The sequence below is a fragment of the Streptomyces sp. NPDC005496 genome (assembly GCF_042872045.1).
Taxonomy (GTDB): domain Bacteria; phylum Actinomycetota; class Actinomycetes; order Streptomycetales; family Streptomycetaceae; genus Streptomyces.
Map to the genome: position 1 here is coordinate 17303 of NZ_JBIAJQ010000005.1, position 25168 is coordinate 42470.

At 71.8% G+C, this 25168-nt stretch carries 23 protein-coding genes; 9 read left to right on the forward strand and 14 right to left on the reverse strand.

From position 1 onward, the window contains the following. The first annotated feature begins 71 nt into the window (after positions 1-71). The gene (radA, locus tag ACFYQQ_RS16135; RefSeq protein ID WP_355783722.1) at positions 72-1481 is read left to right on the forward strand and encodes a DNA repair protein RadA; all 1410 of its coding nucleotides are present in this window, start codon (positions 72-74) and stop codon (positions 1479-1481) included. A 68-nt stretch (positions 1482-1549) separates the two neighbouring features. Next, the gene (gene disA / locus ACFYQQ_RS16140) at positions 1550-2674 is read left to right on the forward strand and encodes a DNA integrity scanning diadenylate cyclase DisA (RefSeq protein WP_355783725.1); all 1125 of its coding nucleotides are present in this window, start codon (positions 1550-1552) and stop codon (positions 2672-2674) included. A gap of 72 nt (positions 2675-2746) precedes the next feature. Here the strand turns inward: disA and ACFYQQ_RS16145 are convergent, their stop codons facing one another. Further along, entirely contained in the window at positions 2747-3550 is an 804-nt protein-coding gene (locus ACFYQQ_RS16145; RefSeq protein ID WP_388904793.1) for a hypothetical protein, read from the reverse strand. A gap of 485 nt (positions 3551-4035) precedes the next feature. Here ACFYQQ_RS16145 and ACFYQQ_RS16150 point away from each other — a divergent pair, with 485 nt between their 5' ends. From ACFYQQ_RS16150 to cseC, 5 genes are all read left to right on the forward strand, one after another. After that, positions 4036-4968: an A/G-specific adenine glycosylase gene (locus ACFYQQ_RS16150; RefSeq protein ID WP_355784783.1), complete on the forward strand. Its 933-nt coding sequence runs from the start codon at positions 4036-4038 to the stop codon at positions 4966-4968. A gap of 258 nt (positions 4969-5226) precedes the next feature. Beyond that, complete coding sequence (locus ACFYQQ_RS16155; protein ID WP_355784780.1) at positions 5227-5775, forward strand: SigE family RNA polymerase sigma factor; 549 nt, start codon at positions 5227-5229, stop codon at positions 5773-5775. Further along, positions 5763-6413, forward strand: a complete 651-nt coding sequence (locus ACFYQQ_RS16160; protein WP_388904794.1) for a hypothetical protein — start codon at positions 5763-5765, stop codon at positions 6411-6413. Before ACFYQQ_RS16155 ends, ACFYQQ_RS16160 begins: the two co-directional genes overlap by 13 nt. A gap of 10 nt (positions 6414-6423) precedes the next feature. Continuing rightward, positions 6424-7131: a two-component system response regulator CseB gene (gene cseB, locus ACFYQQ_RS16165; RefSeq protein ID WP_355784774.1), complete on the forward strand. Its 708-nt coding sequence runs from the start codon at positions 6424-6426 to the stop codon at positions 7129-7131. A gap of 8 nt (positions 7132-7139) precedes the next feature. Continuing rightward, positions 7140-8510: a two-component system sensor histidine kinase CseC gene (gene cseC, locus ACFYQQ_RS16170; RefSeq protein ID WP_355784771.1), complete on the forward strand. Its 1371-nt coding sequence runs from the start codon at positions 7140-7142 to the stop codon at positions 8508-8510. Between the two features lie 79 nt (positions 8511-8589). Here cseC and ACFYQQ_RS16175 read toward each other — a convergent pair whose 3' ends face one another. Further along, positions 8590-10206 carry an MDR family MFS transporter gene (locus ACFYQQ_RS16175; RefSeq protein ID WP_355784768.1) on the reverse strand — a complete coding sequence of 539 codons (1617 nt, stop codon included), beginning with the start codon at positions 10204-10206 and terminating at the stop codon, positions 8590-8592. A 189-nt stretch (positions 10207-10395) separates the two neighbouring features. Here ACFYQQ_RS16175 and ACFYQQ_RS16180 point away from each other — a divergent pair, with 189 nt between their 5' ends. Then, positions 10396-10989: a helix-turn-helix domain-containing protein gene (locus tag ACFYQQ_RS16180; RefSeq protein ID WP_355784765.1), complete on the forward strand. Its 594-nt coding sequence runs from the start codon at positions 10396-10398 to the stop codon at positions 10987-10989. Positions 10990-11040: 51 nt separating this feature from the next. Here the strand turns inward: ACFYQQ_RS16180 and ACFYQQ_RS16185 are convergent, their stop codons facing one another. Next, positions 11041-11760: a M23 family metallopeptidase gene (locus ACFYQQ_RS16185; protein ID WP_355784762.1), complete on the reverse strand. Its 720-nt coding sequence runs from the start codon at positions 11758-11760 to the stop codon at positions 11041-11043. 1085 nt (positions 11761-12845) lie between these two features. Continuing rightward, positions 12846-15371, reverse strand: coding sequence for an ATP-dependent Clp protease ATP-binding subunit (locus ACFYQQ_RS16190; protein WP_355779318.1), 2526 nt, complete (start codon positions 15369-15371; stop codon positions 12846-12848). Between the two features lie 431 nt (positions 15372-15802). Here ACFYQQ_RS16190 and ACFYQQ_RS16195 point away from each other — a divergent pair, with 431 nt between their 5' ends. Further along, a complete protein-coding gene (locus ACFYQQ_RS16195) occupies positions 15803-16402 on the forward strand; it encodes an SCO3374 family protein (protein WP_355779315.1) in 600 nt (199 codons plus the stop codon). Here ACFYQQ_RS16195 and ACFYQQ_RS16200 read toward each other — a convergent pair. The 10 genes from ACFYQQ_RS16200 to ACFYQQ_RS16245 form a co-directional block, all read right to left on the reverse strand. Next, the gene (locus ACFYQQ_RS16200) at positions 16381-16716 is read right to left on the reverse strand and encodes an Lsr2 family protein (protein ID WP_355779313.1); all 336 of its coding nucleotides are present in this window, start codon (positions 16714-16716) and stop codon (positions 16381-16383) included. The two genes, ACFYQQ_RS16195 and ACFYQQ_RS16200, sit on opposite strands and share 22 nt — an antisense overlap. 227 nt (positions 16717-16943) lie before the next feature. Beyond that, entirely contained in the window at positions 16944-17489 is a 546-nt protein-coding gene (locus tag ACFYQQ_RS16205; protein WP_355779309.1) for an amino-acid N-acetyltransferase, read from the reverse strand. Between the two features lie 9 nt (positions 17490-17498). Then, a complete protein-coding gene (locus ACFYQQ_RS16210; protein WP_388904795.1) occupies positions 17499-17927 on the reverse strand; it encodes a BlaI/MecI/CopY family transcriptional regulator in 429 nt (142 codons plus the stop codon). A gap of 181 nt (positions 17928-18108) precedes the next feature. Further along, entirely contained in the window at positions 18109-18288 is a 180-nt protein-coding gene (locus tag ACFYQQ_RS16215) for a hypothetical protein (protein ID WP_355779304.1), read from the reverse strand. A 13-nt stretch (positions 18289-18301) separates the two neighbouring features. Further along, complete coding sequence (locus ACFYQQ_RS16220; protein ID WP_355779301.1) at positions 18302-18940, reverse strand: hypothetical protein; 639 nt, start codon at positions 18938-18940, stop codon at positions 18302-18304. A gap of 688 nt (positions 18941-19628) precedes the next feature. Next, on the reverse strand, positions 19629-20426 hold the full coding sequence (locus tag ACFYQQ_RS16225; protein WP_355784509.1) for a type III pantothenate kinase: 798 nt from the start codon (positions 20424-20426) through the stop codon (positions 19629-19631). A 5-nt stretch (positions 20427-20431) separates the two neighbouring features. Further along, a complete protein-coding gene (gene nadC / locus ACFYQQ_RS16230) occupies positions 20432-21424 on the reverse strand; it encodes a carboxylating nicotinate-nucleotide diphosphorylase (protein ID WP_355784513.1) in 993 nt (330 codons plus the stop codon). A 5-nt stretch (positions 21425-21429) separates the two neighbouring features. Next, positions 21430-23205 carry an L-aspartate oxidase gene (locus tag ACFYQQ_RS16235; RefSeq protein WP_355784516.1) on the reverse strand — a complete coding sequence of 592 codons (1776 nt, stop codon included), beginning with the start codon at positions 23203-23205 and terminating at the stop codon, positions 21430-21432. After that, positions 23202-24203, reverse strand: coding sequence for a pantoate--beta-alanine ligase (panC, locus tag ACFYQQ_RS16240; protein ID WP_356237973.1), 1002 nt, complete (start codon positions 24201-24203; stop codon positions 23202-23204). Before panC ends, ACFYQQ_RS16235 begins: the two co-directional genes overlap by 4 nt. Then, positions 24200-25132: a DUF2520 domain-containing protein gene (locus ACFYQQ_RS16245; protein ID WP_356163850.1), complete on the reverse strand. Its 933-nt coding sequence runs from the start codon at positions 25130-25132 to the stop codon at positions 24200-24202. The genes panC and ACFYQQ_RS16245 overlap by 4 nt, the downstream gene beginning before the upstream one ends. Between the last annotated feature and the right edge of the window lie 36 nt (positions 25133-25168).

A 25168-nucleotide genomic window follows, 5' to 3' on the forward strand; every position in this document is an offset into this window, starting at 1 on the left:
ACACCCGCCCCAGCCCGGGCGTCCCAGCCGTGAAAAGGGCGCTGTCGGTGGCCTCGGCTACGGTTCCCCCCATGGTTGCCCGTACGAAAACCGCGAAGGACCGGCCGTCCTACCGCTGCACCGAATGCGGCTGGCAGACGGCCAAGTGGCTCGGCCGCTGCCCCGAGTGCCAGGCATGGGGCACGGTCGAGGAGTACGGCGCCCCCGCGGTCCGCACGACGGCACCGGGCCGCGTCACCACCTCCGCCGTCCCGATCGGACAGGTCGACGCCCGTCAGGCCACCGCGCGCAGCACCGGCGTACCGGAGCTGGACCGTGTCCTCGGCGGCGGCCTGGTCCCCGGCGCGGTCGTCCTCGTCGCGGGCGAACCGGGCGTCGGCAAGTCGACGCTGCTGCTGGACGTGGCGGCGAAGTCGGCGAGCGACGAGCACCGCACCCTGTACGTTACGGGTGAGGAGTCGGCGAGCCAGGTCCGGGCGCGCGCCGACCGGATCAAGGCGATCGACGACCACCTGTACCTGGCCGCGGAGACCGACCTGGCCGCGGTGCTGGGCCACTTGGACGCCGTCAAGCCGTCGCTGCTGATCCTCGACTCCGTGCAGACCGTCGCCTCGCCGGAGATCGACGGCGCCCCGGGCGGCATGGCCCAGGTCCGCGAGGTGGCGGGCGCCCTGATCCGCGCCTCGAAGGACCGCGGGATGGCCACGCTGCTGGTGGGCCATGTCACGAAGGACGGCGCGATCGCGGGACCGCGCCTGCTGGAGCACCTCGTGGACGTGGTGCTGAGCTTCGAGGGCGACCGGCACGCGCGGCTGCGTCTGGTCCGAGGGGTGAAGAACCGCTACGGCACGACGGACGAGGTCGGCTGCTTCGAGCTGCACGACGAGGGCATCACGGGCCTGGCCGACCCGTCCGGGCTGTTCCTCACCCGCCGCGCCGAGCCGGTCCCGGGCACCTGTCTGACGGTGACGCTGGAGGGCCGCCGCCCGCTGGTGGCCGAGGTCCAGGCGCTGACCGTCGACTCGCAGATCCCCTCGCCCCGGCGCACCACGTCGGGCCTTGAGACCTCCCGGGTGTCGATGATGCTCGCCGTCCTGGAGCAGCGGGGCCGGATCACCGCCCTCGGAAAGCGGGACATCTACTCCGCGACGGTCGGCGGCGTGAAGCTCTCGGAGCCGGCTGCGGACCTGGCGATCGCGCTCGCGCTGGCCTCCGCGGCGAGTGACACCCCGCTGCCGAAGAACCTCGTCGCGATCGGCGAGGTGGGCCTCGCGGGCGAGGTCAGAAGGGTGACGGGCGTCCAGCGGCGGCTGGCCGAGGCGCACCGTCTGGGCTTCACGCACGCCCTCGTACCGGCCGATCCGGGCAGGATTCCACCCGGTATGAAGGTGGTCGAGGTGGCCGACATGGGCGACGCCCTGCGCGTCCTTCCGCGCTCCCGTCGGAGAGAGGCCCCACGGGAGGACGAAGAGCGCCGGTAGACTTTGCCCAGGTCTCGCCCGTCCGTACGAACCGAGGGCGACCGGAAACCTGCGACCGGAGGAGTGCAGTGGCAGCCAACGACCGGGCAGCAGCTCCCGGAAAATCCGGTGGGAGCTCCGGTGCCGATGGCCTGATGCGCGCCTCACTGAGTGCCGTGGCACCCGGCACGGCACTGCGCGACGGGCTCGAGCGGATCCTCCGCGGCAACACCGGAGGACTCATCGTGCTCGGGTCCGACAAGACCGTCGAGGCGATGTGCACCGGTGGCTTCGTGCTGGACGTCGAGTTCACGGCGACGCGGCTGCGTGAGCTGTGCAAGCTCGACGGCGGCATCGTGCTCGACAAGGACATCACCAAGATCCTGCGGGCGGGCGTGCAGCTGGTGCCCGACCCGACGATTCCCACGGAGGAGACCGGCACCCGGCACCGCACCGCCGACCGCGTGTCCAAGCAGGTCGGCTTCCCGGTCGTCTCGGTCTCCCAGTCGATGCGTCTGATCGCCCTGTACGTGGACGGCCAGCGCCGCGTCCTGGAGGACTCGGCGGCGATCCTGTCCCGCGCGAACCAGGCGCTCGCCACGCTGGAGCGCTACAAGCTCCGGCTGGACGAGGTCGCGGGCACGCTGTCGGCGCTGGAGATCGAGGACCTGGTCACCGTCCGGGACGTCTCGGCGGTGGCCCAGCGCCTGGAGATGGTGCGCCGGATCGCCACCGAGATCGCCGAGTACGTCGTCGAACTGGGCACGGACGGACGGCTTCTGGCGCTCCAGCTGGACGAGCTGATCGCCGGCGTGGAGCCCGAGCGCGAGCTGGTCGTACGGGACTACGTGCCCGAGCCGACCGCCAAGCGCTCGCGCACGGTGGACGAGGCGCTCTTCGAGCTGGACGCCCTGTCGCACGCGGAGCTGCTGGAAATGCCGACGGTGGCACGGGCGTTGGGCTACACCGGCTCTCCCGAGGCGCTCGACTCCGCGGTGTCGCCGCGCGGCTTCCGGCTGCTGGCGAAGGTGCCCCGGCTGCCCGGCGCGATCATCGACCGGCTCGTGGAGCACTTCGGCGGTCTGCAGAAGCTGCTCGCCGCGAGCGTGGACGACCTCCAGACGGTCGACGGCGTCGGCGAGGCGCGGGCCCGCAGCGTCCGCGAGGGCCTCTCGCGGCTGGCGGAGTCCTCGATCCTGGAGCGGTACGTCTGAGCCTTCGGGTCTCCGCGGACGCCACCCAGGGGCCGAGACGCCCCTGGGTTCTCCGTTTCCGCCGGTCCCGCGTCAGTCCTTCTCCAGGACGAACGACGTCTGGGCCTTGGCCAGACCCGGCGCCTTCGCCTCCACCAGGTAGGTGCCGGCGGACGCCGAACCCGCCGGGGGCGTCGCGCACTCGGGGGCGCTCGCCTTGCGGTCCCACTCGACGGTGTGCGTCACACGCCCGTCGGCGGGGACGCGGAAGAGGAGGCTGCCGGAGCCCTTGGGGCAGTCCTTCGAGGACCAGAAGGCGTCGTCGCTGCCCGCCTGAGTGATCGTCAGAACGGTGTTCTTCGGGCCGAGATCGACCTTGCAGTCGCCGGACGAGGTGTTCTTGGCGATCAGCTCGATGGCGGGCTTCTTACCGGGCGCGTAGGTGTTGTGGACGCTGCGCACCGTCAACTTGACGGCTCCCGGCGTGCAGTTGGGGAGTCCGGAGCCGGCCGGGAGCTGTCCGCCCGAGCCTCCCCCGCCCTTGGACCCGTCGTCCGAGCCACCGGCGGAACCCGCCGAGCCCGCGCCGCCACCGGAGCCCGCGCCGCCGCCGTCCGCGCCGGAACCGTCGCCGCCGTCGCCCGTACCGCTCGACTCGTCGCGCCCGCCGGGGTGTTGGCTGATGGCGGGTCCCGTGCTGGAGGGCCCCGGGGTGATCGAGGGCGCCGGGTTCTTGCCGTTGGAGCCGTCTCCGTTGCCGCCCCCGCCTCCGCCGCCGTTGGTGACCACCCACAGGATGAGCAGCGCCAACAAGCCGACCACGGACAGCAGAACGGCCCTCCGTCGCCAGTAGATGGAGGAGGGAAGCGGCCCGACCGGATTGCGCAGAGATCCCACGGCGCAAACTGTACGAGAGATCGCCGCCTTCCCTGGCCCCACATGCCGCCCGGCGCACCAACTTTTCCGGATCATCATCCCGGTGGGACGCCGTACGTGTCGAGTCGCACCCCACCGGGCCGCCCTTGATCGCGGGGAGTGACGAAAACGGGGTGGCGGACACGTTCCGTGATCTCGAACTCGGCGCGGTGACACGGCCGTCGAGGTGCCCTCGCTCCCGGCGCGCGGGTGCCGGACCGGGCGGCAGAGGACCCCGTCCACCCCGGCTCGGTCACACCCTGCGAGAAGAGGGCGGGGACGAGGGTGGAGCGCGTGCCCGCCGGCACCCCGCGGCCGTCCGCCCGGGCCCGGGGGTCTCGTGCCGGCCGGGCGTCGGCGGCGCGGGCGGGCCGGACCCGGACGCCCCGGCCGATCGTCAGGTCTTACGACCCGCCCCCGTGGCTGGCCGCGCCCGGGCGCCCGCCCGTGGCAGGATCGGATACGTCATGACTGCACCCACCTTGCCCACGCCCAGCACCCCGTCGGCCGCAGCGCCCGGCGCTCCCGGTGCATCCCTGCACGAGCCGGTCATCGACTGGTTCGACGAGCACGCCCGTGACCTGCCGTGGCGGCGCCCCGACGCCGGCCCCTGGGGCGTGATGGTCAGTGAGTTCATGCTGCAGCAGACGCCGGTGAACCGCGTGCTGCCCGTCTACGAGCAGTGGCTGGCCCGCTGGCCGCGCCCCGCCGACCTCGCCAAGGAGGCACCCGGCGAGGCCGTCCGCGCCTGGGGCCGCCTCGGCTACCCGCGCCGCGCGCTGCGGCTGCACGGCGCCGCGGTCGCCATAACGGAACGGCACGGCGGCGACGTACCGGCCGAGCACGCCCAGCTGCTGGCGCTGCCCGGGATCGGCGAGTACACGGCGGCCGCCGTGGCGTCGTTCGCGTACGGGCAGCGGCACGCCGTCCTGGACACGAACGTGCGGCGGGTCTTCGCCCGCGCGGTCGCCGGCACCCAGTACCCGCCGAACGCCACGACCGCCGCCGAGCGCAAGCTCGCCCGCGCCCTGCTCCCCGAGGACGAGCGCACGGCCTCGCGCTGGGCCGCCGCCTCCATGGAGCTCGGCGCGCTGGTGTGCACGGCGAAGAACGAGTCGTGCCACCGCTGCCCGATCGCCGCGCTGTGCGCCTGGCGGCTGGCCGGGAAGCCGGAGCACCAGGGCCCGCCGCGCCGCGGTCAGACGTACGCGGGTACCGACCGCCAGGTCCGCGGGCGGCTGCTGGCGGTGCTGCGGGAGGCCGTGACCCCGGTGCCGCAGGCGGCGCTCGACGGGGTGTGGGACGAGCCGGTGCAGCGCGCCCGCGCCCTGGACGGCCTCGTCTCCGACGGGCTGGTCGAACCCGTGGCGGGCGGCCTCTACCGGCTGCCCCTCAGCTGACCCACAGCTCCCGGCGGCCCCGTGACACGCACCCGGCCGCCGAAAACACCCGCAATCCCGACAACCCGGCACGCCCGCTTACCCCTCTCCTACATCCGTTACACAACCGACGTACAGCCGAGCGCTCGCCGCAGGCTGCCTCGGACAACCCCGTGACAACGCCTCCGTAGCTTCATTCCCGTACCGCGGGGACAGCGGCACACAGGCAACGGACAGCCGGCAGCGGGCGGGCCGGCAACGGGGATGGAGGCGGTCGGCATGGCGCAGGGAGAGGTGCTCGAGTTCGAGGAGTACGTCCGTACCCGGCAGGACGCGCTGCTGCGCAGTGCCCGCCGCCTGGTCCCCGACCCGGTCGACGCCCAGGACCTGCTCCAGACCGCGCTCGTACGGACGTACGGCCGCTGGGACGGCATAGCGGACAAGCGGCTCGCCGACGCCTACCTGCGCCGCGTCATGATCAACACGCGGACCGAGTGGTGGCGGGCCCGCAAGCTCGAAGAGGTGCCGACCGAGCAGCTTCCCGACGCGAGCGTCGACGACGCCACCGAGCAGCACGCGGACCGCGCCCTGCTGATGGACATCATGAAGGTGCTGGCTCCCAAGCAGCGCAGTGTCGTCGTGCTGCGACACTGGGAGCAGATGTCCACGGAGGAGACGGCCGCCGCGCTCGGCATGTCGGCCGGAACGGTCAAGAGCACGCTGCACCGGGCGCTGGCCCGGCTCCGCGAGGAGCTGGAGAGCCGGGACCGTGAGGAGCGCGGCGCCCGCGCGCTCGAACGTGAGGAGCGGGAGCGTTGCGCGGCCTAGGTTCAGGGGCCACCGGGCCCGGTGGGGCCCCCAAGGCGGTGATGACGGCGTCGGCCGTGATCGCCGCCCTCGCCCTTTTCGCCTCGGCGTGCGCCACCGGAGGCACCGGCGCCCGGGACGAGGGTCCGGCGGGCGCCGACTCGGTCGCGAGCACCACCACCCCGGCCTCCACGCCGTCCAGGCGCAGCGGGCGCGTCGACGCGGTGCGGCTCGTGCGCCAGGACCCGAAGGTCAGCGCGGCCGTCAAGCGCGACCTGAAGCCGTGCGTGGCCGACGAGTACCCGGTCGACGTCTCCTACGGGAACCTGACCGGCGGATCCGCGGACGACATCGTGGTGAACGTGATGACCTGCGGTGACGCGGTCGGCATCGGCTCGTACGTGTACCGCGCGGAGGGCGGCGGATACCGCAACGTCTTCCGCGCCGAGGAGCCGCCGGTGTACGCGGAGATCGACCGCGGCGACCTGGTGGTCACCCAGCAGCTGTACGGGAAGGACGACCCGGTGTCGTACCCCTCCAGCGAAGAGGTGATCACCTACGGCTGGTCCGCGGGCCGTTTCGCCGTGGAGTCCCGGATCCACAACGACTACAGCAACGCGGTGGGCGGCGCCGACTCGCCCGCCCCCGACGCGAACTGAGAGCAGAGGGATGGCAGAGCAGACCCACGTCCTGTTCGTCGAGGACGACGACGTCATCCGCGAGGCCACGCAGCTCGCCCTGGAGCGCGACGGTTTCGCGGTCACCGCCATGCCCGACGGACTCTCGGGGCTGGAGGCCTTCCGCGCCGACCGGCCCGACATCGCGCTGCTCGACGTCATGGTGCCGGGTCTCGACGGGGTCAGTCTGTGCCGCCGTATCCGCGACGAGTCCACCGTGCCGGTGATCATGCTGTCGGCGCGGGCCGACTCGATCGACGTGGTGCTGGGCCTGGAGGCGGGCGCCGACGACTACGTCACCAAGCCCTTCGACGGCGCCGTCCTGGTGGCCCGGATCCGCGCGGTGCTGCGGCGCTTCGGGCACGCGAGCGGTCCCGCGGGGCCCGCCTCGGCCGAGCCGGATCGGCTCGACGGCGGGGTCCTGTCCTTCGGGGACCTGGAGATCGACACCGAGGGCATGGAGGTGCGGCGCGACGGGCGGCCGGTGTCGCTCACCCCCACCGAGATGCGGCTGCTGCTGGAGTTCTCGGCCGCGCCCGGCACGGTACTGTCCCGCGACAAGCTCCTGGAACGCGTGTGGGACTACGGATGGGGCGGTGACACACGGGTGGTCGACGTCCATGTGCAGCGGCTGCGTACGAAGATCGGCCAGGACCGGATCGAGACGGTCCGCGGCTTCGGCTACAAGTTGAAGGCCTGAGCAGGGGTATGCGGGGGATATTTCGACGCCTGGTCCAGGCCGGCACCGGGGCGGTCGGGAGCAGGGACATCCGCACCGGCATCCGGTGGAAGCTGAGCGCGGCGATCGCGCTCGTCGGCGCGCTGGTGGCGATCGCGCTGAGCCTGGTCGTGCACAACGCGGCCCGCGTCTCGATGCTCGACAACTCGCGCGATCTCGCCGACGAGCGCATCCAGGTCGCGCAGCGCATGTACGAGTCGGGCCGCACGCAGTCCTTCGGCGTCGAGGTCGACGACCCGACCATCCCGCGTGACCTGCTGCTCAAGGTCGCCCAGGGGCGCCGCGCCACGTTCGTGGCCGAGGGGCACAACGGCGTGCCGGACATCTGGGCGGCCGTGCCGCTCAAGGACGGCAGGGTGCTGTCGCTGCACACGCGGTTCACCGACCGCAGCGCGACCGTGATGACGGACCTCGACCAGGCGCTGATCATCGGCTCCATCGCGGTGGTCTTCGGCGGCTGCGCCCTCGGTGTCCTCATCGGGGGCCAGCTCTCGCGCCGGCTGCGCAAGGCGGCGGCGGCCGCGAACCAGGTCGCGAGGGGCGACACGGACGTCCGGGTGCGGGACGCCATCGGCGGTGTCGTACGCGACGAGACCGACGATCTGGCGCGCGCGGTGGACGCCATGGCGGACGCGCTCCAGCAGCGCATCGAGGCCGAGCGCCGGGTGACCGCCGACATCGCGCACGAGCTGCGCACTCCGGTGACCGGGCTGCTGACGGCCGCCGAGCTGCTGCCCCCGGGCCGTCCGACGGAGCTGGTACGGGACCGGGCGCAGGCCATGCGGACCCTGGTCGAGGACGTCCTGGAGGTCGCGCGGCTCGACGGGGCGTCGGAGCGGGCGGAGCTGCAGGACATCATGCTGGGCGAGTTCGTGTCCCGGAGGGTGGCCGCGAAGGACCCGGACATCGCGGTGCTCGTGGTGCACGAGTCCGAGGTGACCACCGATCCGCGGCGACTGGAGCGGGTGCTGTTCAACCTGCTGGCCAACGCGGCCCGGCACGGCAAGCCGCCGATCGAGGTGTCCGTCGAGGGGCGGGTCATCCGCGTCCGCGACCACGGGCCGGGTTTCCCCGAGAAGCTTCTGCACGAGGGGCCCAGCCGTTTCCGTACCGGCAGCAGCGACCGCGCGGGCCGCGGCCACGGTCTCGGCCTGACCATCGCCACCGGCCAGGCCCGGGTGCTCGGCGCCCGCCTCACCTTCCGCAACGTCCGCCCCGCCGGCGCCCCGCCCGAGGTGCCGGCCGAGGGCGCGGTGGCGGTCCTGTGGCTGCCGGAGCACGCGCCCACCAACACGGGGAGCTATCCGATGCTGCCCATGCCGGGCGCCCGGGACGGGTGACGCGGCCGGTCCGCGGACGTGGAAAGGCCCCCGGGGCGGACAACGCCGGGGGCCTTTCCTGACCGGGGTGGACGTCGGCTCAGACGGCCTCTGCCACCGTCGGGGCCGCGCCCGCGGCATCCCCGTCCGCGTCCCCGGCCGGCTTCTGCGGTCCCGCGCCCTTGAGCGGGACCTCCTTCACGAACACCGCGGCGACCAGCGCGACGATCGCCACGACCGAGCCGAGCAGGAACGCGGAGTGCGTACCGGACGCCACCGCGTGCTGGTAGGCCTCGCGGGCCACGGCCGGCAGCTTGGCGAGGCTGGCCGCGTCCAGCTGCGCGGACTGCTCGGTCACCTTGGAGCCGATGGCGCCGGCCCGCTCGGTCATCACGTCCTGGACCCGGTGGTTGAACAGCGCGCCCATGATCGCGACACCGAACGAGGAGCCGAGCGTACGGAACAGGGTGGTCGAGGAGGACGCGACGCCCATGTCCTTCATCTCGACGCTGTTCTGCGCGACCAGCATCGTGATCTGCATCAGGCAGCCCATGCCGGCGCCGAGGACCGCCATGTACAGACCGGAGGTGAGCCGGCTCGTGTCGGTGTCCATCTGGGCGAGCAGGAACAGCCCCACCGTCATCAGCACGCTGCCGACGACCGGGAAGACCTTGTACTTGCCGCTGTTGGTGGTGACCCGTCCGGCCACCATCGAGACGACGAGCATCGCGCCGAGCATGGGCAGGAGCAGCAGTCCGGAGTTGGTGGCGGACGCGCCCTGCACCGACTGCTGGTACAGCGGCAGGAAGAGCACGGCACCGAACATCACGAAGCCGGTGATGAAGCCGATGACCGACATCAGCGTGAAGTTGCGGCTGCGGAAGATGTGCAGCGGCACGATCGGCGCGGCGGCCTTGGTCTGCACGAAGAGGAAGCCGACGAGCGCGGCGACGCCGATCCCGATGAGCTCCATGATCCGGGCCGAGCCCCACGGGTACTCGCTGCCGCCCCAGGTGGTGACGAGCACGATGGCCGTGATGCCGAGCGCCAGCAGCCCGGCGCCCAGGTAGTCGATCCGGCTGTCAACCCGCTTCTTCGGCAGGTGCAGCACGGCACTGACGGCGATCAGCGCGACGATGCCGAGCGGCAGGTTGATGTAGAAGGACCAGCGCCAGCCCCAGTGGTCGGTGATGGTGCCTCCCACGAGCGGTCCGGCGATCATGGCGAGCGCCATCACACCGGCGATCATGCCCTGGTACTTACCGCGCTCCCGGGGCGGGATCAGGTCACCGATGATCGCCATGACGCCGACCATCAGGCCGCCGGCGCCGAGGCCCTGGATCGCGCGGAAGCCGATCAGCTGCCCCATGTCCTGGGCCATGCCGCTGAGCGCCGACCCGATCAGGAAGACCACGATCGAGGTCATGAAGACGCCCTTGCGCCCGTACATGTCGCCGAGCTTGCCCCAGATCGGGGTGGAGGCCGCGGTGGCGAGGGTGTAGCCGGTGACGACCCACGACAGGTGTTCGAGGCCGCCCAGTTCGCCCACGATCGTCGGCATGGCCGTGCCCACGATCATGTTGTCGAGCATCGCGAGCATCATCGCGATCAGCAGCGCGCCGAGGACGACCCGCACGCTGCGCGCCTGCGGTCCGTCCGGTACCGCGTCCTGCGGTGGTTTCCCGGTCTGTACGGCCGCTTCGGTGTTGTCCGCCATGGTGTCCACTCCCCTGACCGGCCGTCCCCTCGGTTTCGGCCGATCCCGCTCGGTCTACTTACTTGCCGCCCGGCAAGTTCACTACACTGAGGAAAGTAGACCGCTAACTAGCCGGGCGTCAAGTAAGTTTGTGGTGGCTTTACCGGTCGGCCGTCAGCTAGGTTTTCGGGGAGCGCGAGGAGTACGAGGATGGGCGGCACCATGGACGGCACCAGGCGACAGCGCCGCGGCGACACCCGCCAGCGCATCCAGGACGTGGCCCTCGAACTCTTCTCCGAGCGGGGCTACGAGAAGACGTCCCTGCGCGAGATCGCCGAGCACCTGGACGTCACCAAGGCGGCCCTCTACTACCACTTCAAGAGCAAGGAAGAGATCCTCATCAGCCTCTTCGAGGATCTGACGAGGCCCCTGGACGAGCTGATCGACTGGGGCAAGCAGCAGCCGCACTCCCTGGACACCAAGCAGGAGGTGCTGCGCCGCTACAGCCAGGCCCTCACCGGCGCCGCGCCGCTCTTCCGCTTCATGCAGGAGAACCAGGCGACGGTACGCGAGCTGAGCGTCGGCGAGACGTTCAAGGACCGCATGATGGCCATGCTCGACATCATCAAGGAGCCCGAGGCGGCGCTGCCCGACCAGGTGCGCTGCATCAGCGCGCTCTTCACGATGCACGCCGGGATGTTCGTCCTCAAGGACGTCGAAGGCGACCCCGAGGAGAAGCGCAAGGCCGTCCTCGAGGTCGCGATCGATCTGGTGACGCGGGCGCACGGCGCCTCCACGTCGTAGTCACGGGCGCCCCGGCACCGGTGGTGCCCCGGGCGCCCTCGACGGGCTCCGTCAGACGGTGACGCCCTTGGCGCGCAGGAAGCTGACCGGGTCGACGGCCGAGCCGTAGTTCGGGGTCGTGCGGATCTCGAAGTGCAGGTGGGGTCCGCTGGAGTTCCCGGTGTTGCCGGAGAGCGCTATGTGCTGGCCGGTGGAGACGACCTGGCCGACCCGCACGTCGACGCGGGACAGGTGCGCGTACTGCGAGTAGGTGCCGTTGCCGTGCTTGATGACGACGGCGTTGCCGTACGCGGGACCGTCACCGGCGCCGTTGCCGCCGGTCTTGACGACGGTGCCGCCGTGGGCGGCGACGACCTCGGTGCCCTGCGGCACGGCGTAGTCCTGGCCGGAGTGCTTGTGCGACCACATGCCGCCGGCCTGGTTGAAGCTGGCGGAGAGCTTGTACTTCTTCACCGGGTCGACCCAGGAGACGGCGCTCTTCTTGGCGGCGGCCTTCTTGGCGGCCGCCTTCTGGGCAGCGGCCTTCTTCGCCGTGTCGGCGGCCTTCTTGTTCTTGGCGGCCGTGTCGGCGGCGGCCTTGGCCTGGGCGGCGGCCTGGGTCTGCACCGCGCTGGCCGTGGTGCCGGGGGCGGCGGTGGTCAGCGTGGTGTCGGCGGCGGCCGCGACCCCGGCGCCCAGAGCGACCGAGGCACCCAGCCCGACGGCCAGGGCGGCCGCCCGCATACGGAGCTGGGACGCACGGGAGTGACGGGGCGTGACGCGCTTCGACATGTAGACCTCTTCGAGACGGGGACGGGGCAGAAAAGAACACCCGGCGCTCTGGCATCTGCCGGATGGACTCCACATTGGTAACCCGCCGTCTCGGCAAGCCCCAAACCCCCCATCTACGACCCAAGGCCGTAGTTCGTCTCAAAACTTTCGACTCCTTGACAGACCGTTCGTCGGCCTAAGAATCTTGTTCATTTCGGTCACATGGGGAGGTTTATCCCCACTTCGAGGCCTCGTCCCCTTGGGAAACACCGCCCGCACTGCCCGGCCCCGCCCGCCGGGAGTCGGCCGCCCACAGCCATGGGCCAAAGGTCCCTTTTGTCCCTCCACGTCCGACCACTATTCCACCTAGTACCGGCCATATCGCCTGTGCGTCATGTCACCGGAGGGCCGGATCGGGACCCCGGCGAATGTGACGCGGGCTACGCCGTTCACCCTGCCGGGAGCGGGGCCCGGGGCCCGATCCGGCGGACCGAGCGGGCGCCGGACGCCGGCTGTCGGAGGCCCGGAGGGGGCCGTCCGCCGGTCCGGTGGGCGTCGGGGCGCTGTCGGTTCGGTGGGTGGGGCGGGGCCGTGCCGGTACATCCGGCCGTCGGTAGTGGGTGTCGGCGTCCGTCACCAGCGTTCCTCGGTCGGGTACGTCCCCGTCTCGACGGCCATTTGATGTACCGGCACGGCCCCTTCGGTGCGATCGCGACTGCGGGCCGTGGGGGGCCGAGCCGCGGGGGCTGGGGGCCGGGGGCTCCGGTAGGGCCGGTGGGCGACGCTCGGCCCCTTCGGTCGCAGGGCGACTGCGGGCCGTGGAGGCTGAGCCGCGGGGACTGGGGCCGGAGGCTCGGTAGGGCCGATGGGCGACGCACGGCCCCTTCCCTCCGGAGGGCGGCTGCGGGCCGTGGAGGCTGAGCCGCGGGGGCACGGGGGCGCCGGTGGCGACGCGCGCCTCTTCCGCCGGAGGGCGGCTGCGGGCCGTGGGGGCTGAGGTGCGGGCCCGGTGGCTTCGGTGGGCGACGTGCGCTTTGAGGGCGCGAAAAGGGGCTGCCCCGGGACCGGAGTCCCGGGGCAGCCCCTTGGTGCGGCGAAACCGGAGGTTACGCGTCCTTGCTCAGGTTCGGACCGGCGCCGCCGGCGGCCTGCTCGATCGGCGGGACGTCGGGAAGGGCCGACTTCTCCTCACCCCGGAAGGTGAAGGTCTTGGCCTCGCCCTCGCCCTCCGTGTCCACGACCACGATGTGGCCCGGACGCAGCTCGCCGAAGAGGATCTTCTCGGACAGCGTGTCCTCGACCTCGCGCTGGATCGTGCGCCGCAGCGGACGCGCGCCCAGCACCGGGTCGTAGCCCTTCTTGGCGAGGAGCTCCTTCGCGGACTGGGAGAGCTCGATGCCCATGTCCCGGTCCTTCAGGCGCTCGTCCACCTTGCTGACCATCAGGTCGACGATCTGGAGGATGTCGTCCTGGGTGAGCTGCGGGAAGACGACGACGTCGTCCACACGGTTGAGGAACTCGGGCCGGAAGTGCTGCTTGAGCTCGTCCGAGACCTTGTTCTTCATGCGCTCGTAGTTGGTCTTCGTGTCACCCTGCGCCGCGAAGCCCAGGTTGAAGCCCTTCGAGATGTCCCGCGTGCCGAGGTTGGTCGTCATGATGATGACCGTGTTCTTGAAGTCCACGACCCGGCCCTGGGAGTCGGTCAGACGACCGTCCTCCAGGATCTGCAGCAGCGAGTTGAAGATGTCCGGGTGGGCCTTCTCCACCTCGTCGAAGAGGACGACGGAGAACGGCTTGCGGCGGACCTTCTCGGTCAGCTGGCCGCCCTCTTCGTAGCCCACGTAGCCGGGGGGCGAACCGAAGAGACGCGAGACCGTGTGCTTCTCGCTGAACTCCGACATGTCGAGGGAGATCAGCGCGTCCTCGTCACCGAAGAGGAACTCGGCGAGCGCCTTGGACAGCTCCGTCTTACCGACACCGGACGGACCGGCGAAGATGAACGAACCACCCGGACGCTTCGGGTCCTTCAGACCGGCGCGCGTACGGCGGATCGCCTTCGAGAGCGCCTTGACGGCGTCCTTCTGGCCGATGACCCGCTTGTGGAGCTCGTCCTCCATGCGCAGCAGACGCGAGGACTCCTCCTCGGTCAGCTTGAAGACCGGGATGCCGGTGGCCGTCGCGAGGACCTCGGCGATCAGCTCGCCGTCGACCTCGGCCACGACGTCCATGTCGCCGGCCTTCCACTCCTTCTCGCGCTTGGCCTTCGCCGCGAGGAGCTGCTTCTCCTTGTCACGGAGAGAGGCGGCCTTCTCGAAGTCCTGCGAGTCGATCGCGGACTCCTTGTCGCGGCGGACGCCGGCGATCTTCTCGTCGAACTCGCGGAGGTCCGGCGGCGCCGTCATCCGACGGATGCGCATCCGGGAGCCCGCCTCGTCGATCAGGTCGATCGCCTTGTCGGGGAGGAACCGGTCCGAGATGTAGCGGTCCGCGAGCGTCGCGGCCTGGACCAGGGCCTCGTCCGTGATCGAGACACGGTGGTGCGCCTCGTAGCGGTCGCGCAGGCCCTTGAGGATCTCGATGGTGTGCGGGAGGGAAGGCTCCGCCACCTGGATCGGCTGGAAGCGGCGCTCGAGGGCCGCGTCCTTCTCGAGGTGCTTGCGGTACTCGTCCAGGGTCGTGGCACCGATGGTCTGGAGCTCACCGCGGGCCAGCATCGGCTTCAGGATCGAGGCCGCGTCGATGGCGCCCTCGGCGGCACCCGCGCCGACGAGCGTGTGCAGCTCGTCGATGAACAGGATGATGTCGCCGCGGGTGCGGATCTCCTTGAGGACCTTCTTCAGGCGCTCCTCGAAGTCACCGCGGTAGCGGGAGCCGGCGACCAGCGCGCCCAGGTCGAGGGTGTAGAGGTGCTTGTCCTTGAGGGTCTCGGGCACCTCGCCCTTGACGATGGCCTGCGCCAGCCCCTCGACGACGGCGGTCTTGCCGACGCCGGGCTCGCCGATGAGGACCGGGTTGTTCTTGGTGCGGCGGGACAGCACCTGCATGACCCGCTCGATCTCCTTCTCGCGCCCGATGACCGGGTCGAGCTTGGACTCACGAGCGGCCTGGGTGAGGTTCCGGCCGAACTGGTCGAGGACCAGGGACGTGGAGGGCGTGCCCTCGGCAGGACCACCGGCGGTGGCGGTCTCCTTGCCCTGGTAACCGGAGAGCAGCTGGATCACCTGCTGCCGCACGCGGTTGAGGTCTGCGCCCAGCTTGACCAGGACCTGGGCGGCGACGCCCTCGCCCTCACGGATCAGGCCGAGCAGGATGTGCTCCGTGCCGATGTAGTTGTGGCCCAGCTGAAGGGCCTCGCGGAGCGACAGCTCCAGGACCTTCTTGGCACGGGGGGTGAAGGGGATGTGCCCGGACGGGGCCTGCTGCCCCTGCCCGATGATCTCCTCCACCTGCTGGCGGACCGCCTCGAGCGAAATCCCGAGGCTCTCCAGGGCCTTAGCGGCGACACCCTCACCCTCGTGGATCAGGCCCAGGAGGATGTGCTCGGTGCCGATGTAGTTGTGGTTGAGCATCCGGGCTTCTTCCTGAGCCAGGACGACAACCCGCCGCGCGCGGTCGGTGAACCTCTCGAACATCGTTAATCGCTCCTCAGAGCGGTCAGGCAGTAAGGGGACGCTCCCCTCCCTGTCCTTCCGCAGCTTAGTCCCGCAAGCGGGGACCGCTCATTCCAACTGCCGACACCGTCCTTGGCCTCCTGACCCCGAACGCCGACATCTGCCTCAACCCGATGGTGCGAGACGATGTTCCCGCAGGCCAGGCAGTTACCCCCACCATCAGTACGCCGATGGCGAACGTGAGACCGCCTTTCCTTGCGTGTCGCCCCCTCCCACTAGGGATGTCTTACCCGTACGCACGGACACTCCATGCCGCGCGCACCGGTTCCCTCCGCTATGGGCGAACACCCGCGCGCCGGTGGGCACCGACGCGCGCCCCCGCCTCCGGCACGCTTCGCGTTCGTCGAAACACACAGCGTAACTCCAGGGCTCTCCGGACGGTTGCTCCTGACATGGCTCTCACCGTTCCCCCTCCTCGCCGGCCGCCGGGGTCCCGCCGCGCCGGTGACACCGCAGATCCGGTGCGGCACTGGTACGAGAACGAACTGGGCTGGCAGACCGTGCCCGGAACGCCGACGGGACTGGTCACCGGGCTGCGCTTCGACGTCCTGGAGGTGCCGGCGGAGGCCGGGGCGGCGGCGCTGCGGCATCTGCGGCCGACGTCTCCGGTGGCCCTTCAGGGGGACCGGATGCGGCTGCTGGTGGCCGAGGGCAGCGCGGACGAGCTGCCGGGGCTGCTGGACTGGCTGGAGTGGGGCGCTCTGACGCTGGATCTCACAGCGATCGGCGCGGGCGGGCGCATCGAGGCGCCGGTGCCGCCGGGAGGGGCCGGCGGCCGTCCGCCGGTCGGCGGGGGTGGTCCGCAGGGGGCCGCCGTGTGGCTGCGGCCCCCCGAGCCGGGGTGCGAGGTCGAACCCTCACTGCCGACGCTGTCGGCCGTGGGGGGCGGTGGGGGCGCCCCCGATCTCGTACGAGTCGTGGACACGATGGCAACCCACTGCCACCGTGTCCGGCTGCGGCGCTCGTGCGCTCAGCCGTTGGCCTTCTCGTAGGCCTCGCGAATGGCTGCGGGAACTCGGCCACGGTCGTTGACGTCGTGGCCGTTCTCCTTCGCCCACGCGCGAATCTGCGCGGTGTCCTGGCTGCCGCCGGAAGTGGCGCGCGCCTTTCCACGTCCACCCGAAGTGCGGCCCCCGGTGCGACGGCCACCCTTCACGTAGGGCTCGAGAAGGCCGCGAAGCTTGTCCGCATTGGCAGTCGTGAGATCGATCTCGTACGTCTTGCCGTCCAGCGCGAACGTCACGGTCTCGTCCGCCTCGCCACCGTCGAGGTCGTCGACAAGAAGGACCTGAACCTTCTGTGCCACCGGATTTCCTTTCATCGATAACCATGGGGCGGAGGGCCTGCGGCGTGCGCCGCTGTTTCGCGTCCCCTGTTATATGCAGTACTGCAGTACGTCGGAAAGCAAACCGCTTTTGCCGGAAAAACACAAACCCCTGGCGGGGACTCACAGCCCTGGGGTAGACCGGAAACGTGCGCGTTTCGGACATAGGGACCCGGGGCATGCCTCCCCGCCGGAATAGTCGGCGGCGATCACAGATGCAGAAGCATCCGACTGTTGCCCAAGGTGTTCGGTTTCACTCGTTCGAGACCGAGGAACTCTGCCACGCCCTCGTCATAGGAACGCAGCAGCTCCGCGTAGACATCGGTGTCCACGGGCGTCTCGCCGATCTCCGTGAAGCCGTGCTTGGCGAAGAAGTCGACTTCGAAGGTCAGACAGAAAACCCGGCGAACGCCGAGCCAGCGGGCGGTCTGCAGCAACTTCCCGAGCAGCTGATGACCCACGCCCAGCCCTCTGACCGTCGGGTTCACCGCGAGGGTGCGGACTTCCGCGAGGTCTTCCCACATCACGTGCAGCGCCCCGCAGCCCACCACCTCGGCGTTGTCATCGCGTTCCGCGACCCAGAACTCCTGGATGTCCTCGTAAAGCGTCACCGTCGCTTTGTCGAGCAGGATGCGGCGCTCCACGTACGAGTCGAGGAGGCGGCGCACCGCCTGGACATCGCTGGTCCTGGCCCGGCGGACGGTGATGGCTTTTGCGGTGGGTTCGGGATGCTCTGCGGGATGCTCTGCTGGCATGGGCGGACGCTATCGCCCGGTGTCGTCCTGAGACGCGGCGGGGTTCTCGTCCGGCGGCGCGGGGGTTTCCTCCGGCGTTTCAGCCGTTTCCGGGCCCTGGACGATGGCCACCGCGTTGCGCAGGGCGAGACGCTGTTCCTCGCTCATCATCCCGAAGAACGCCACGAGTGCGGCTGCCGGGTTGTCGCTCTGCGACCAGGCGTCGTTCATCAGCGCCGCGGCGTAGGCGGCCCGTGTGGAGACCGCTTCATATCGATAGGCCCGACCTTCGGCCTCGCGGCGCACCCAGCCCTTCTGATGGAGATTGTCCAAAACGGTCATCACCGTGGTGTACGCGATGGACCGTTCCTGCTGAAGGTCTTCCAGGACTTCTCGAACGGTCACCGGGCGGTTCCACTTCCACACCCGCGTCATGACCGCGTCTTCGAGTTCTCCCAATGGGCGAGGCACAGCCAGAACAATAGTGGGAGAAGTCGCCGATGGCGTGCCGGACGTGCGTCTTCTTCCACAAACGGCAACAAAAAGGGCGTACGACTCGAAAATCGTACGAGTCGTACGCCCTGGTGAGCTGCGGTGCGGTGGATCGCTGCGGTGCGGTGCGGTGCCGTGGATAGGTCTCTCAGGACTCGGTGTCCCGGGTGGCCTGGCGGGCGCCCTCGGCTCGGGCGAGCGCCGCGTCGACCACGGCGTCCTCCTTGGCCTTGTTGGCCCCGCCCTGGGTCTTCACGATCGTCACGATCAGCCCGATGAAGAACACGGCCATCACGACGGGGGGCACGAGCGCGGAGACGTAGTCCATGCCTCCAGAGTAGCTAGCCCGCCGCCAGCTCCTGATGCGGGTCGGCCGTCGGCGGACCCGGTTTGCGCTTCGGCGGGAAGACCTCGCCGGGCGTGGGGATGGGGCGGTCCGGGCGGGGACTCTTCACCGGGGTCTGGGGCCTTGGCTCCGCCGGTCTGCCGGCCGGCTTCTTGGCGGGCTGTCCGGCTGCCTCGCGGGCGCGTCCGGCTCCTTGGACCGCCAGGCCGCCCGGGAGGGCCAGGAGGTGGCTGCGGGACGCCGGCACGGTGGGTGTGCGGCCCGCGAGGCGGGCACGGACGTCCTGCTCGGCGAGGACACGGCAGCGGTCCAGGAGGACGGCGGCGGCCGGGGTGCCGCGGAGGGCGCGCAGGGCGGCCAGGTCGTCCGGGACCGGGCGATAGCCGGCGCCCAGGACGTCCTCCAGGAGGGCGAGATAGCCGGTCGTGGTGCCGGGCAGGGCGGCCCGGTAGCGGGCCAGGTCGGCCAGCATGAAGGCGCGGAGCCTCTCTCCCTCACGGGTCGCCTCGTCGAGGGACTCGGCGAGACGGAGACAGTCCTGGACGTCTTCGGCCGAGGCGGGACCGGGGTGGAGGGCGAGGGCGAGGGCGAGGGCACGTCGGAGCACACGCAGCTCCTCCGTGCCGAACGCCATGCCGCCTCGGGATCCATATGGCGTGGGCATGCGGCGACGATACGCGCTAATCAGACAAAATTCGCATACCGGGTGGTTGTGGCGTGGGGGTTTTGGGTGGTGCGGTGGCCGGCGGGTCGGTGGGCGTCGGGGCGCTGCCTGTCCGGTGGGTGGGTCGGGGCCGTGCCGGTACATCCGGCCGTCGGTAGTGGGTGTCGGCGTCCGTCACCAGCGTTCCTCGGTCGGGTACGTCCCCGTCTCGACGGCCATTTGATGTACCGGCACGGCCCCTTCGGTGCGATCGCGACTGCGGGCCGTGGGGGGCCGAGCCGCGGGGGCGCGGGCCCGGGGGCTCCGGTGCGGGCCGGTGGGCGGCGCCACCTGGCGGACGGGCGTGCGGCGAGGGGCGGCGCCCACCCACCCGGCTGGCGCCGGCGGACCGCCCGCTCCAGCTGCGGACAGGCGTGCGGTGGGGTGCGGCCCGCCCCAACTGCGGGCAATCGTGCCGCTGGGGCGATGGGGGTCCCCCCGCTCGAGCGGAGCCGAGAGTGGGGGAGGGTGGGCGCAGGCGGCAACCCGTAGGCGCCGGGCTCGCCGACCCACCTCGACGTCCCCGCAGCGCAAGGTGGTGGATGTACGTGTGTGAGTAAGTAGGCCCACCCGGGCGGTGCCCCGTGAGCGATGGGGTGGGCCGCCCGGGTTGGGTGCGTCAGGTGCGGGAGACGTTTCGTTCGTAGACCAGGCGGAGGCCGATCAGGGTGAGCCACGGCTCGTGTTCGTCGATGACCGAGGACTCCCCGAGGACCATCGGCGCCAGCCCGCCCGTCGCGATGACGGTGACGTCGTCCGGATCGTCGGCCAGTTCGCGTGCCATCCGGCTGACGACCCCGTCGACCTGGCCGGCGAACCCGTAGATGATGCCGGACTGCATCGCCTCGACCGTGTTCTTGCCGATCACCGCACGCGGCCGGGCCACCTCGATCTTGCGCAGCTGCGCGCCCTTGACGCCGAGCGCGTCGACGGAGATCTCGATGCCGGGGGCGATGACACCGCCCACGTACTCCCCGCGCGCGCTGACCGCGTCGAACGTGGTCGCCGTGCCGAAGTCGACGACGATCGCCGGCCCGCCGTAGAGCTCGACGGCCGCGACGGAGTTGATGATGCGGTCCGCGCCGACCTCCTTGGGGTGGTCGGTCAGGATCGGCACGCCCGTCTTGACGCCGGGCTCCACGAGGACCGCGGGGACGTCGCCGTAGTACCGGCGGGTCACCTCGCGCAGCTCGTGCAGGACCGAGGGGACGGTGGCGCAGATCGCGATGCCGTCGATGCCGTCGCCGAGCTCCTCGCCGAGCAGCGGGTGCATGCCCATCAGCCCCTGGAGGAGCACGGCCAGCTCGTCGGCCGTACGGCGGGCGTCCGTGGAGATGCGCCAGTGCTCGACGATCTCCTCGCCGTCGAAGAGGCCGAGGACGGTGTGGGTGTTGCCGACGTCGATGGTGAGGAGCATCGGTCCTACTCCGCCTCGTCCGTCGACGCCTCGCGCAGGTCGAGGCCGATGTCCAGGATGGGCGCGGAGTGGGTGAGGGCGCCCACCGCCAGGTAGTCGACGCCCGTCTTGGCGTAGACCTCCGCGTTGCCGAGGGTGAGCCGGCCTGACGCCTCCAGGAGCGCGCGGCCCTTGACGAGGGTCACGGCCTCCTCGCACTCGGCGGGCGTGAAGTTGTCCAGGAGGATCAGGTCCGCGCCCGCGTCCACCACTTCGCGCAGTTGGTGCAGGGTGTCGACCTCGACCTCGATCGGCAGCTCCGGGAAGGCCTCGCGGACGGCCTCGAAGGCCTGTGCCACGCCGCCCGCGGCGACCACGTGGTTGTCCTTGACGAGGGCCGCGTCGGACAGCGACATGCGGTGGTTGACGCCGCCGCCCATGCGTACGGCGAACTTCTCCAGGGAGCGCAGTCCCGGTGTCGTCTTGCGGGTGTCGCGCACGCGCGTGGCGGTGCCCTCCAGGGCGTCGGCCCACGCGCGCGTGGCGGTCGCGATGCCGGACAGCCGGCACAGCAGGTTGAGCGCGCTGCGCTCGGCGGTGAGCAGGTCGCGGGTACGGGTGGTGACGCTGAGGAGCTTCTGGCCGGCCTCGACGCGGTCGCCGTCCAGGACGTGCCGCTCGACCTCGAACTCGTCGGTGCAGACCACCGAGATCACGGCCTCGGCGACCCGCAGGCCCGCCACGACGCCGGCCTCCCGGGCGGTGAAGTCGGCGGTGGAGACCGCGTCCTCGGGGATGGTCGCGACGGTCGTCACGTCCACGCCGTGGTCGAGGTCCTCCTGGATGGCCAGGTGCGCGATGTCCTCGACCTCCACGGGGTCGAGCCCCGCGTCGGCCAGGAGCTGGGCGAGCGCGGGGTCGAGCCCGCACTCCAGGTACTCCTCGTCCGTGTCGGCGGCGCAGCCGCAGCCGTCGCCGCAGCCGCCGCTCTGGGCGAGGGGAAGGTCGGGGGTGCTCACTTCGGTCACTGCTCCTGGGGACGGGGCGACGGCTGGGGCGTGGAGGTTCCCGTGGTCCGGGTGGGGCCGGAGTCCTCGGGGAGGGTCGGGGGGAAGTCTGCTGTCTCGGTGGTGCGCACGGCGAGGGTCCGGTCGGGATTCAGCCGTACGACGATGTGGCGCCGCCAGGCCGTGTCGTCCCGGTCGGCGTGGTCCTCGCGCCAGTGGCAGCCGCGGGTCTCCTCGCGCTGCTGGGCGGCGGCGACCAGGACCCGGGCCACGCACAGGAGGTTGGTGGACTCCCAGGTGTCGACGCCGGGCTCGGAGGTCTTGCCGTTCTCGTCGAGCGCGTCGCGGGCGTCCGCGTGCAGGCGCTGGAGGCGGTCGGCCGCGCCGGCCAGGGACTCGGCGGAGCGCAGGACGCCCGCGCCGTCGGTCATGATCCGCTGGATCGCGAAGCGGGCCTCGGGGGCGAGCAGCGGGTGCGCGGGCTTCTCGGGGTGCGGGACGGGCACCGGCACGCGCGCGTGGAGGTGCTCCTGCGCGTGGCGGGTGGCGATGTCGGCCGCGATCCGCTCGGCGTAGACCAGGCCCTCGAGCAGGGAGTTGGAGGCGAGCCGGTTGGCGCCGTGGACGCCGGTGCAGGCGACCTCGCCGCACGCGTACAGGCCGGGGACGGTCGTACGGCCGTGGCGGTCGGTGCGGACGCCTCCGGACGCGTAGTGCGCGGCCGGGGCGACGGGGACGGGCTCGTTGACCGGGTCGATGCCGTGGGCGCGGCAGGCGGCCAGGATGGTCGGGAAGCGGTGCTCCCACATGTCGGCGCCGAAGTGCCGTGCGTCGAGGAACATGTGCTCGGCGTCCTGCTCCTGCATGCGGCGCATGATGCCCTTGGCGACGATGTCCCTGGGGGCCAGCTCGGCCAGCTCGTGCTGCCCGACCATGAAGCGCACGCCGTCGGCGTCGACCAGGTGGGCGCCCTCGCCGCGTACCGCCTCGGAGACGAGCGGCTGCTGGCCCTCCGCGTCCGGGCCGAGGAAGAGCACGGTCGGGTGGAACTGGACGAATTCGAGGTCGCTCACCTCGGCGCCCGCGCGCAGGGCGAGCGCCACGCCGTCGCCCGTGGACACGGAGGGGTTGGTGGTGGCCGAGAAGACCTGCCCCATGCCGCCGGTCGCGAGGACCACGGCGGGGGCGTGGACGGCGCCCACGCCGTCGTGCTGGCCCTCCCCCATGACGTGCAGGGTGACTCCGGCGGTGCGGCCGTCGGCGTCCGTGAGCAGGTCCAGGACCAGCGCGTTCTCGACCGTGCGCAGTCCACGCGCGCGTACCGCGTCGACGAGGGCGCGGGAGATCTCGGCGCCGGTCGCGTCGCCTCCCGCGTGCGCGATGCGGCGCCGGTGGTGGCCGCCCTCGCGGGTCAGCTCCAAGGCGCCCTCGGCGGACTCGTCGAAGTGCGCGCCGGTCGCGATCAGCCGGCGTACGGCGTCGGGGCCCTCGGTGACGAGGATGCGGACGGCTTCCTCGTCGCACAGGCCGGCGCCGGCCACGAGCGTGTCGTCCAGGTGCTGTTCCGGGGTGTCGCCCTCGCCGAGGGCCGCGGCGATGCCACCCTGCGCCCAGCGGGTGGAGCCGTCGTCCAGGCGGGCCTTGGTGACGACGACCGTGCGCAGTCCCGCGGCCTCGCAGCGGAGCGCCGCGGTGAGTCCCGCGACACCGGAGCCGACCACGACGACGTCGGCGTCGACGGACCAGCCGGGGGCGGGGGCGTGCAGGCGTATGCCGGTACCTGTGCCGGTCACGAGGCGGCTCCGAAGGTGAGGGGGATGTTGTCGATCAGCCGGGTCGTGCCGACCCGGGCGGCGACGGCGAGGACCGCCTCGCCGGTGAAGTCGTCCGCGATCTCGGTGAAGTCCGACGGGTCGACCAGTGTCAGGTAGTCCAGGGAGAGCGGCGGCTCCAGGCGCGCCGCGTCGTCCAGGACGAGGCGGGCGGCGGCGCGCACGGCGGCCGGGCCGGAGACGCCCGCGGGGGCGGCCTTGGCGACGGCGTGCGCGTCGGCGGCGGCGCGGGACTCCCCGAGGGCGCTGAGGGCCTCGGCACGCGCACGCGTGGCGGGCACCTCCCGGGCCCGGGCCCGCAGTGCCTCCTGCGCGGCGTGCCGGTCGCGGCCCGCGAACAGGGCCTGGGACAGCGCGAGCGCCGTGCGGCGCTCGTCGGCGGAGAGGTAGCGGTTGCGGCTGGAGAGGGCGAGCCCGTCCTCCTCGCGCACGGTGGGCACGCCGACGATCTCCACGCCGAAGTTCAGGTCGCGCACCATGCGGCGGATCAGGGCGAGCTGCTGGGCGTCCTTCTGCCCGTACAGCGCCACGTCGGGCCGGGTGAGGTGCAGCAGCTTGGCGACGACGGTGAGCATGCCGTCGAAGTGCCCGGGCCGTACGGCGCCCTCCAGGAGGCCGCCCATGGGTCCGGCGCTGACGCGGACCTGGGGTTCGCCGCCGGGGTAGACCTCGTCCACGGCGGGGGCGAACACGACGTCCGCGCCGGCCAGCCCGGCGATCTTGACGTCGGCGTCGAGGGTGCGCGGGTAGCGGTCGAGGTCCTCGCCCGCGCCGAACTGGAGCGGGTTCACGAAGACCGTCACGACGACCTCGCCCGCGTCGCCCGCCAGCTCCCGGGCGGCGCGGATCAGCGTGGCGTGGCCCTCGTGCAGGGCGCCCATGGTCATCACGACGGCGCGGCGGCCGTCGCGTACACGCGCGTGCAGCTCGTCCGCGGTGCGCAGCAGAGCGGTGGTCATCGGTCGCTCCCGTCGTCGGGCAGGGTCGCGCCGTCGGCGAGTACCCCGAGCAGGTCCTCGGCGAGTTCCGGCTTCAGCAGTCCGTGGGCGAGGGCGCGGTCGGCGGTCGCGCGGGCCATCGCCAGGTAGCCGGCGACGGTCTGCGGGGCGTGCCTGCGCAGCTCGGCGACGTGCGCGGCGACCGTGCCCGCGTCGCCGCGCGCCACCGGGCCGGTGAGGGCCGCGTCGCCGGACCTGAGAGCGTTGTCCAGCGCGGCGCCGAGCAGCGGGCCGAGCATGCGGTCGGGGGCCTCCACGCCCGCGGTGCGCAGCAGCTCCATGGACTCGGCGACCAGCGTCACCAGGTGGTTCGCGCCGAGGGCGAGGGCCGCGTGGTAGAGCGGCCGGCTCTCCTCGGCGATCCACTCCGGCTCGCCGCCCATCTCGATCACCAGGGCCTCGGCGGCCAGGCGCAGTTCCTCGGGCGCGGTCACGCCGAAGGAGCAGCCGGCCAGCCGCTGTACGTCCACGGGGGTGCCCGTGAAGGTCATCGCGGGGTGCAGCGCGAGCGGCAGGGCGCCCGCGCGCAGTGCCGGGTCCAGCACCCGCGCGCCGTACCGCCCGGAGGTGTGGACGAGGAGCTGGCCGGGGCGGACGGCACCGGTCTCGGCGAGTCCCTCGACGAGACCGGGCAGGGCGTCGTCCGGGACGGTCAGCAGGACCAGGTCGGCGCGCTCCATGACCTGGGCGGGCGTCACCAGGGGCACGTCGGGCAGCATCCGCGCGGCGCGCCGTACGGAGGCGTCGGACACCCCGGAGACGGCCACCGGACGGTGTCCGGCGAGCTGGAGGGACGCGGCCAGCGCCGGGCCCACGCGACCGGCGCCGACGACGCCGACGGTGAGCCGCGCGGGGCGGTCCTTCGGCTCTGGCTGTTGGAATGTACTCACTCGACGGCGGCCTTCCCGTTCCAGTCCGCTCGGGGT

Excerpts from the sequence above, each read along its gene's own strand:
- ACFYQQ_RS16205 (WP_355779309.1), bottom strand. The coding sequence starts at position 17,489 with ATGCCAGCAGAGCATCCCGCAGAGCATCCCGAACCCACCGCAAAAGCC.
- ACFYQQ_RS16150 (WP_355784783.1), top strand. The coding sequence starts at position 4,036 with ATGACTGCACCCACCTTGCCCACGCCCAGCACCCCGTCGGCCGCAGCG.
- ACFYQQ_RS16195 (WP_355779315.1), top strand. The coding sequence starts at position 15,803 with ATGGCTCTCACCGTTCCCCCTCCTCGCCGGCCGCCGGGGTCCCGCCGC.
- cseC (WP_355784771.1), top strand. The coding sequence starts at position 7,140 with ATGCGGGGGATATTTCGACGCCTGGTCCAGGCCGGCACCGGGGCGGTC.
- ACFYQQ_RS16185 (WP_355784762.1), bottom strand. The coding sequence starts at position 11,760 with ATGTCGAAGCGCGTCACGCCCCGTCACTCCCGTGCGTCCCAGCTCCGT.
- panC (WP_356237973.1), bottom strand. The coding sequence starts at position 24,203 with ATGACCACCGCTCTGCTGCGCACCGCGGACGAGCTGCACGCGCGTGTA.
- ACFYQQ_RS16180 (WP_355784765.1), top strand. The coding sequence starts at position 10,396 with ATGGGCGGCACCATGGACGGCACCAGGCGACAGCGCCGCGGCGACACC.
- ACFYQQ_RS16190 (WP_355779318.1), bottom strand. The coding sequence starts at position 15,371 with ATGTTCGAGAGGTTCACCGACCGCGCGCGGCGGGTTGTCGTCCTGGCT.
- ACFYQQ_RS16175 (WP_355784768.1), bottom strand. The coding sequence starts at position 10,206 with ATGGCGGACAACACCGAAGCGGCCGTACAGACCGGGAAACCACCGCAG.
- ACFYQQ_RS16225 (WP_355784509.1), bottom strand. The coding sequence starts at position 20,426 with ATGCTCCTCACCATCGACGTCGGCAACACCCACACCGTCCTCGGCCTC.
- radA (WP_355783722.1), top strand. The coding sequence starts at position 72 with ATGGTTGCCCGTACGAAAACCGCGAAGGACCGGCCGTCCTACCGCTGC.
- ACFYQQ_RS16155 (WP_355784780.1), top strand. The coding sequence starts at position 5,227 with ATGGCGCAGGGAGAGGTGCTCGAGTTCGAGGAGTACGTCCGTACCCGG.
- ACFYQQ_RS16215 (WP_355779304.1), bottom strand. The coding sequence starts at position 18,288 with ATGGACTACGTCTCCGCGCTCGTGCCCCCCGTCGTGATGGCCGTGTTC.
- cseB (WP_355784774.1), top strand. The coding sequence starts at position 6,424 with ATGGCAGAGCAGACCCACGTCCTGTTCGTCGAGGACGACGACGTCATC.
- ACFYQQ_RS16220 (WP_355779301.1), bottom strand. The coding sequence starts at position 18,940 with ATGGCGTTCGGCACGGAGGAGCTGCGTGTGCTCCGACGTGCCCTCGCC.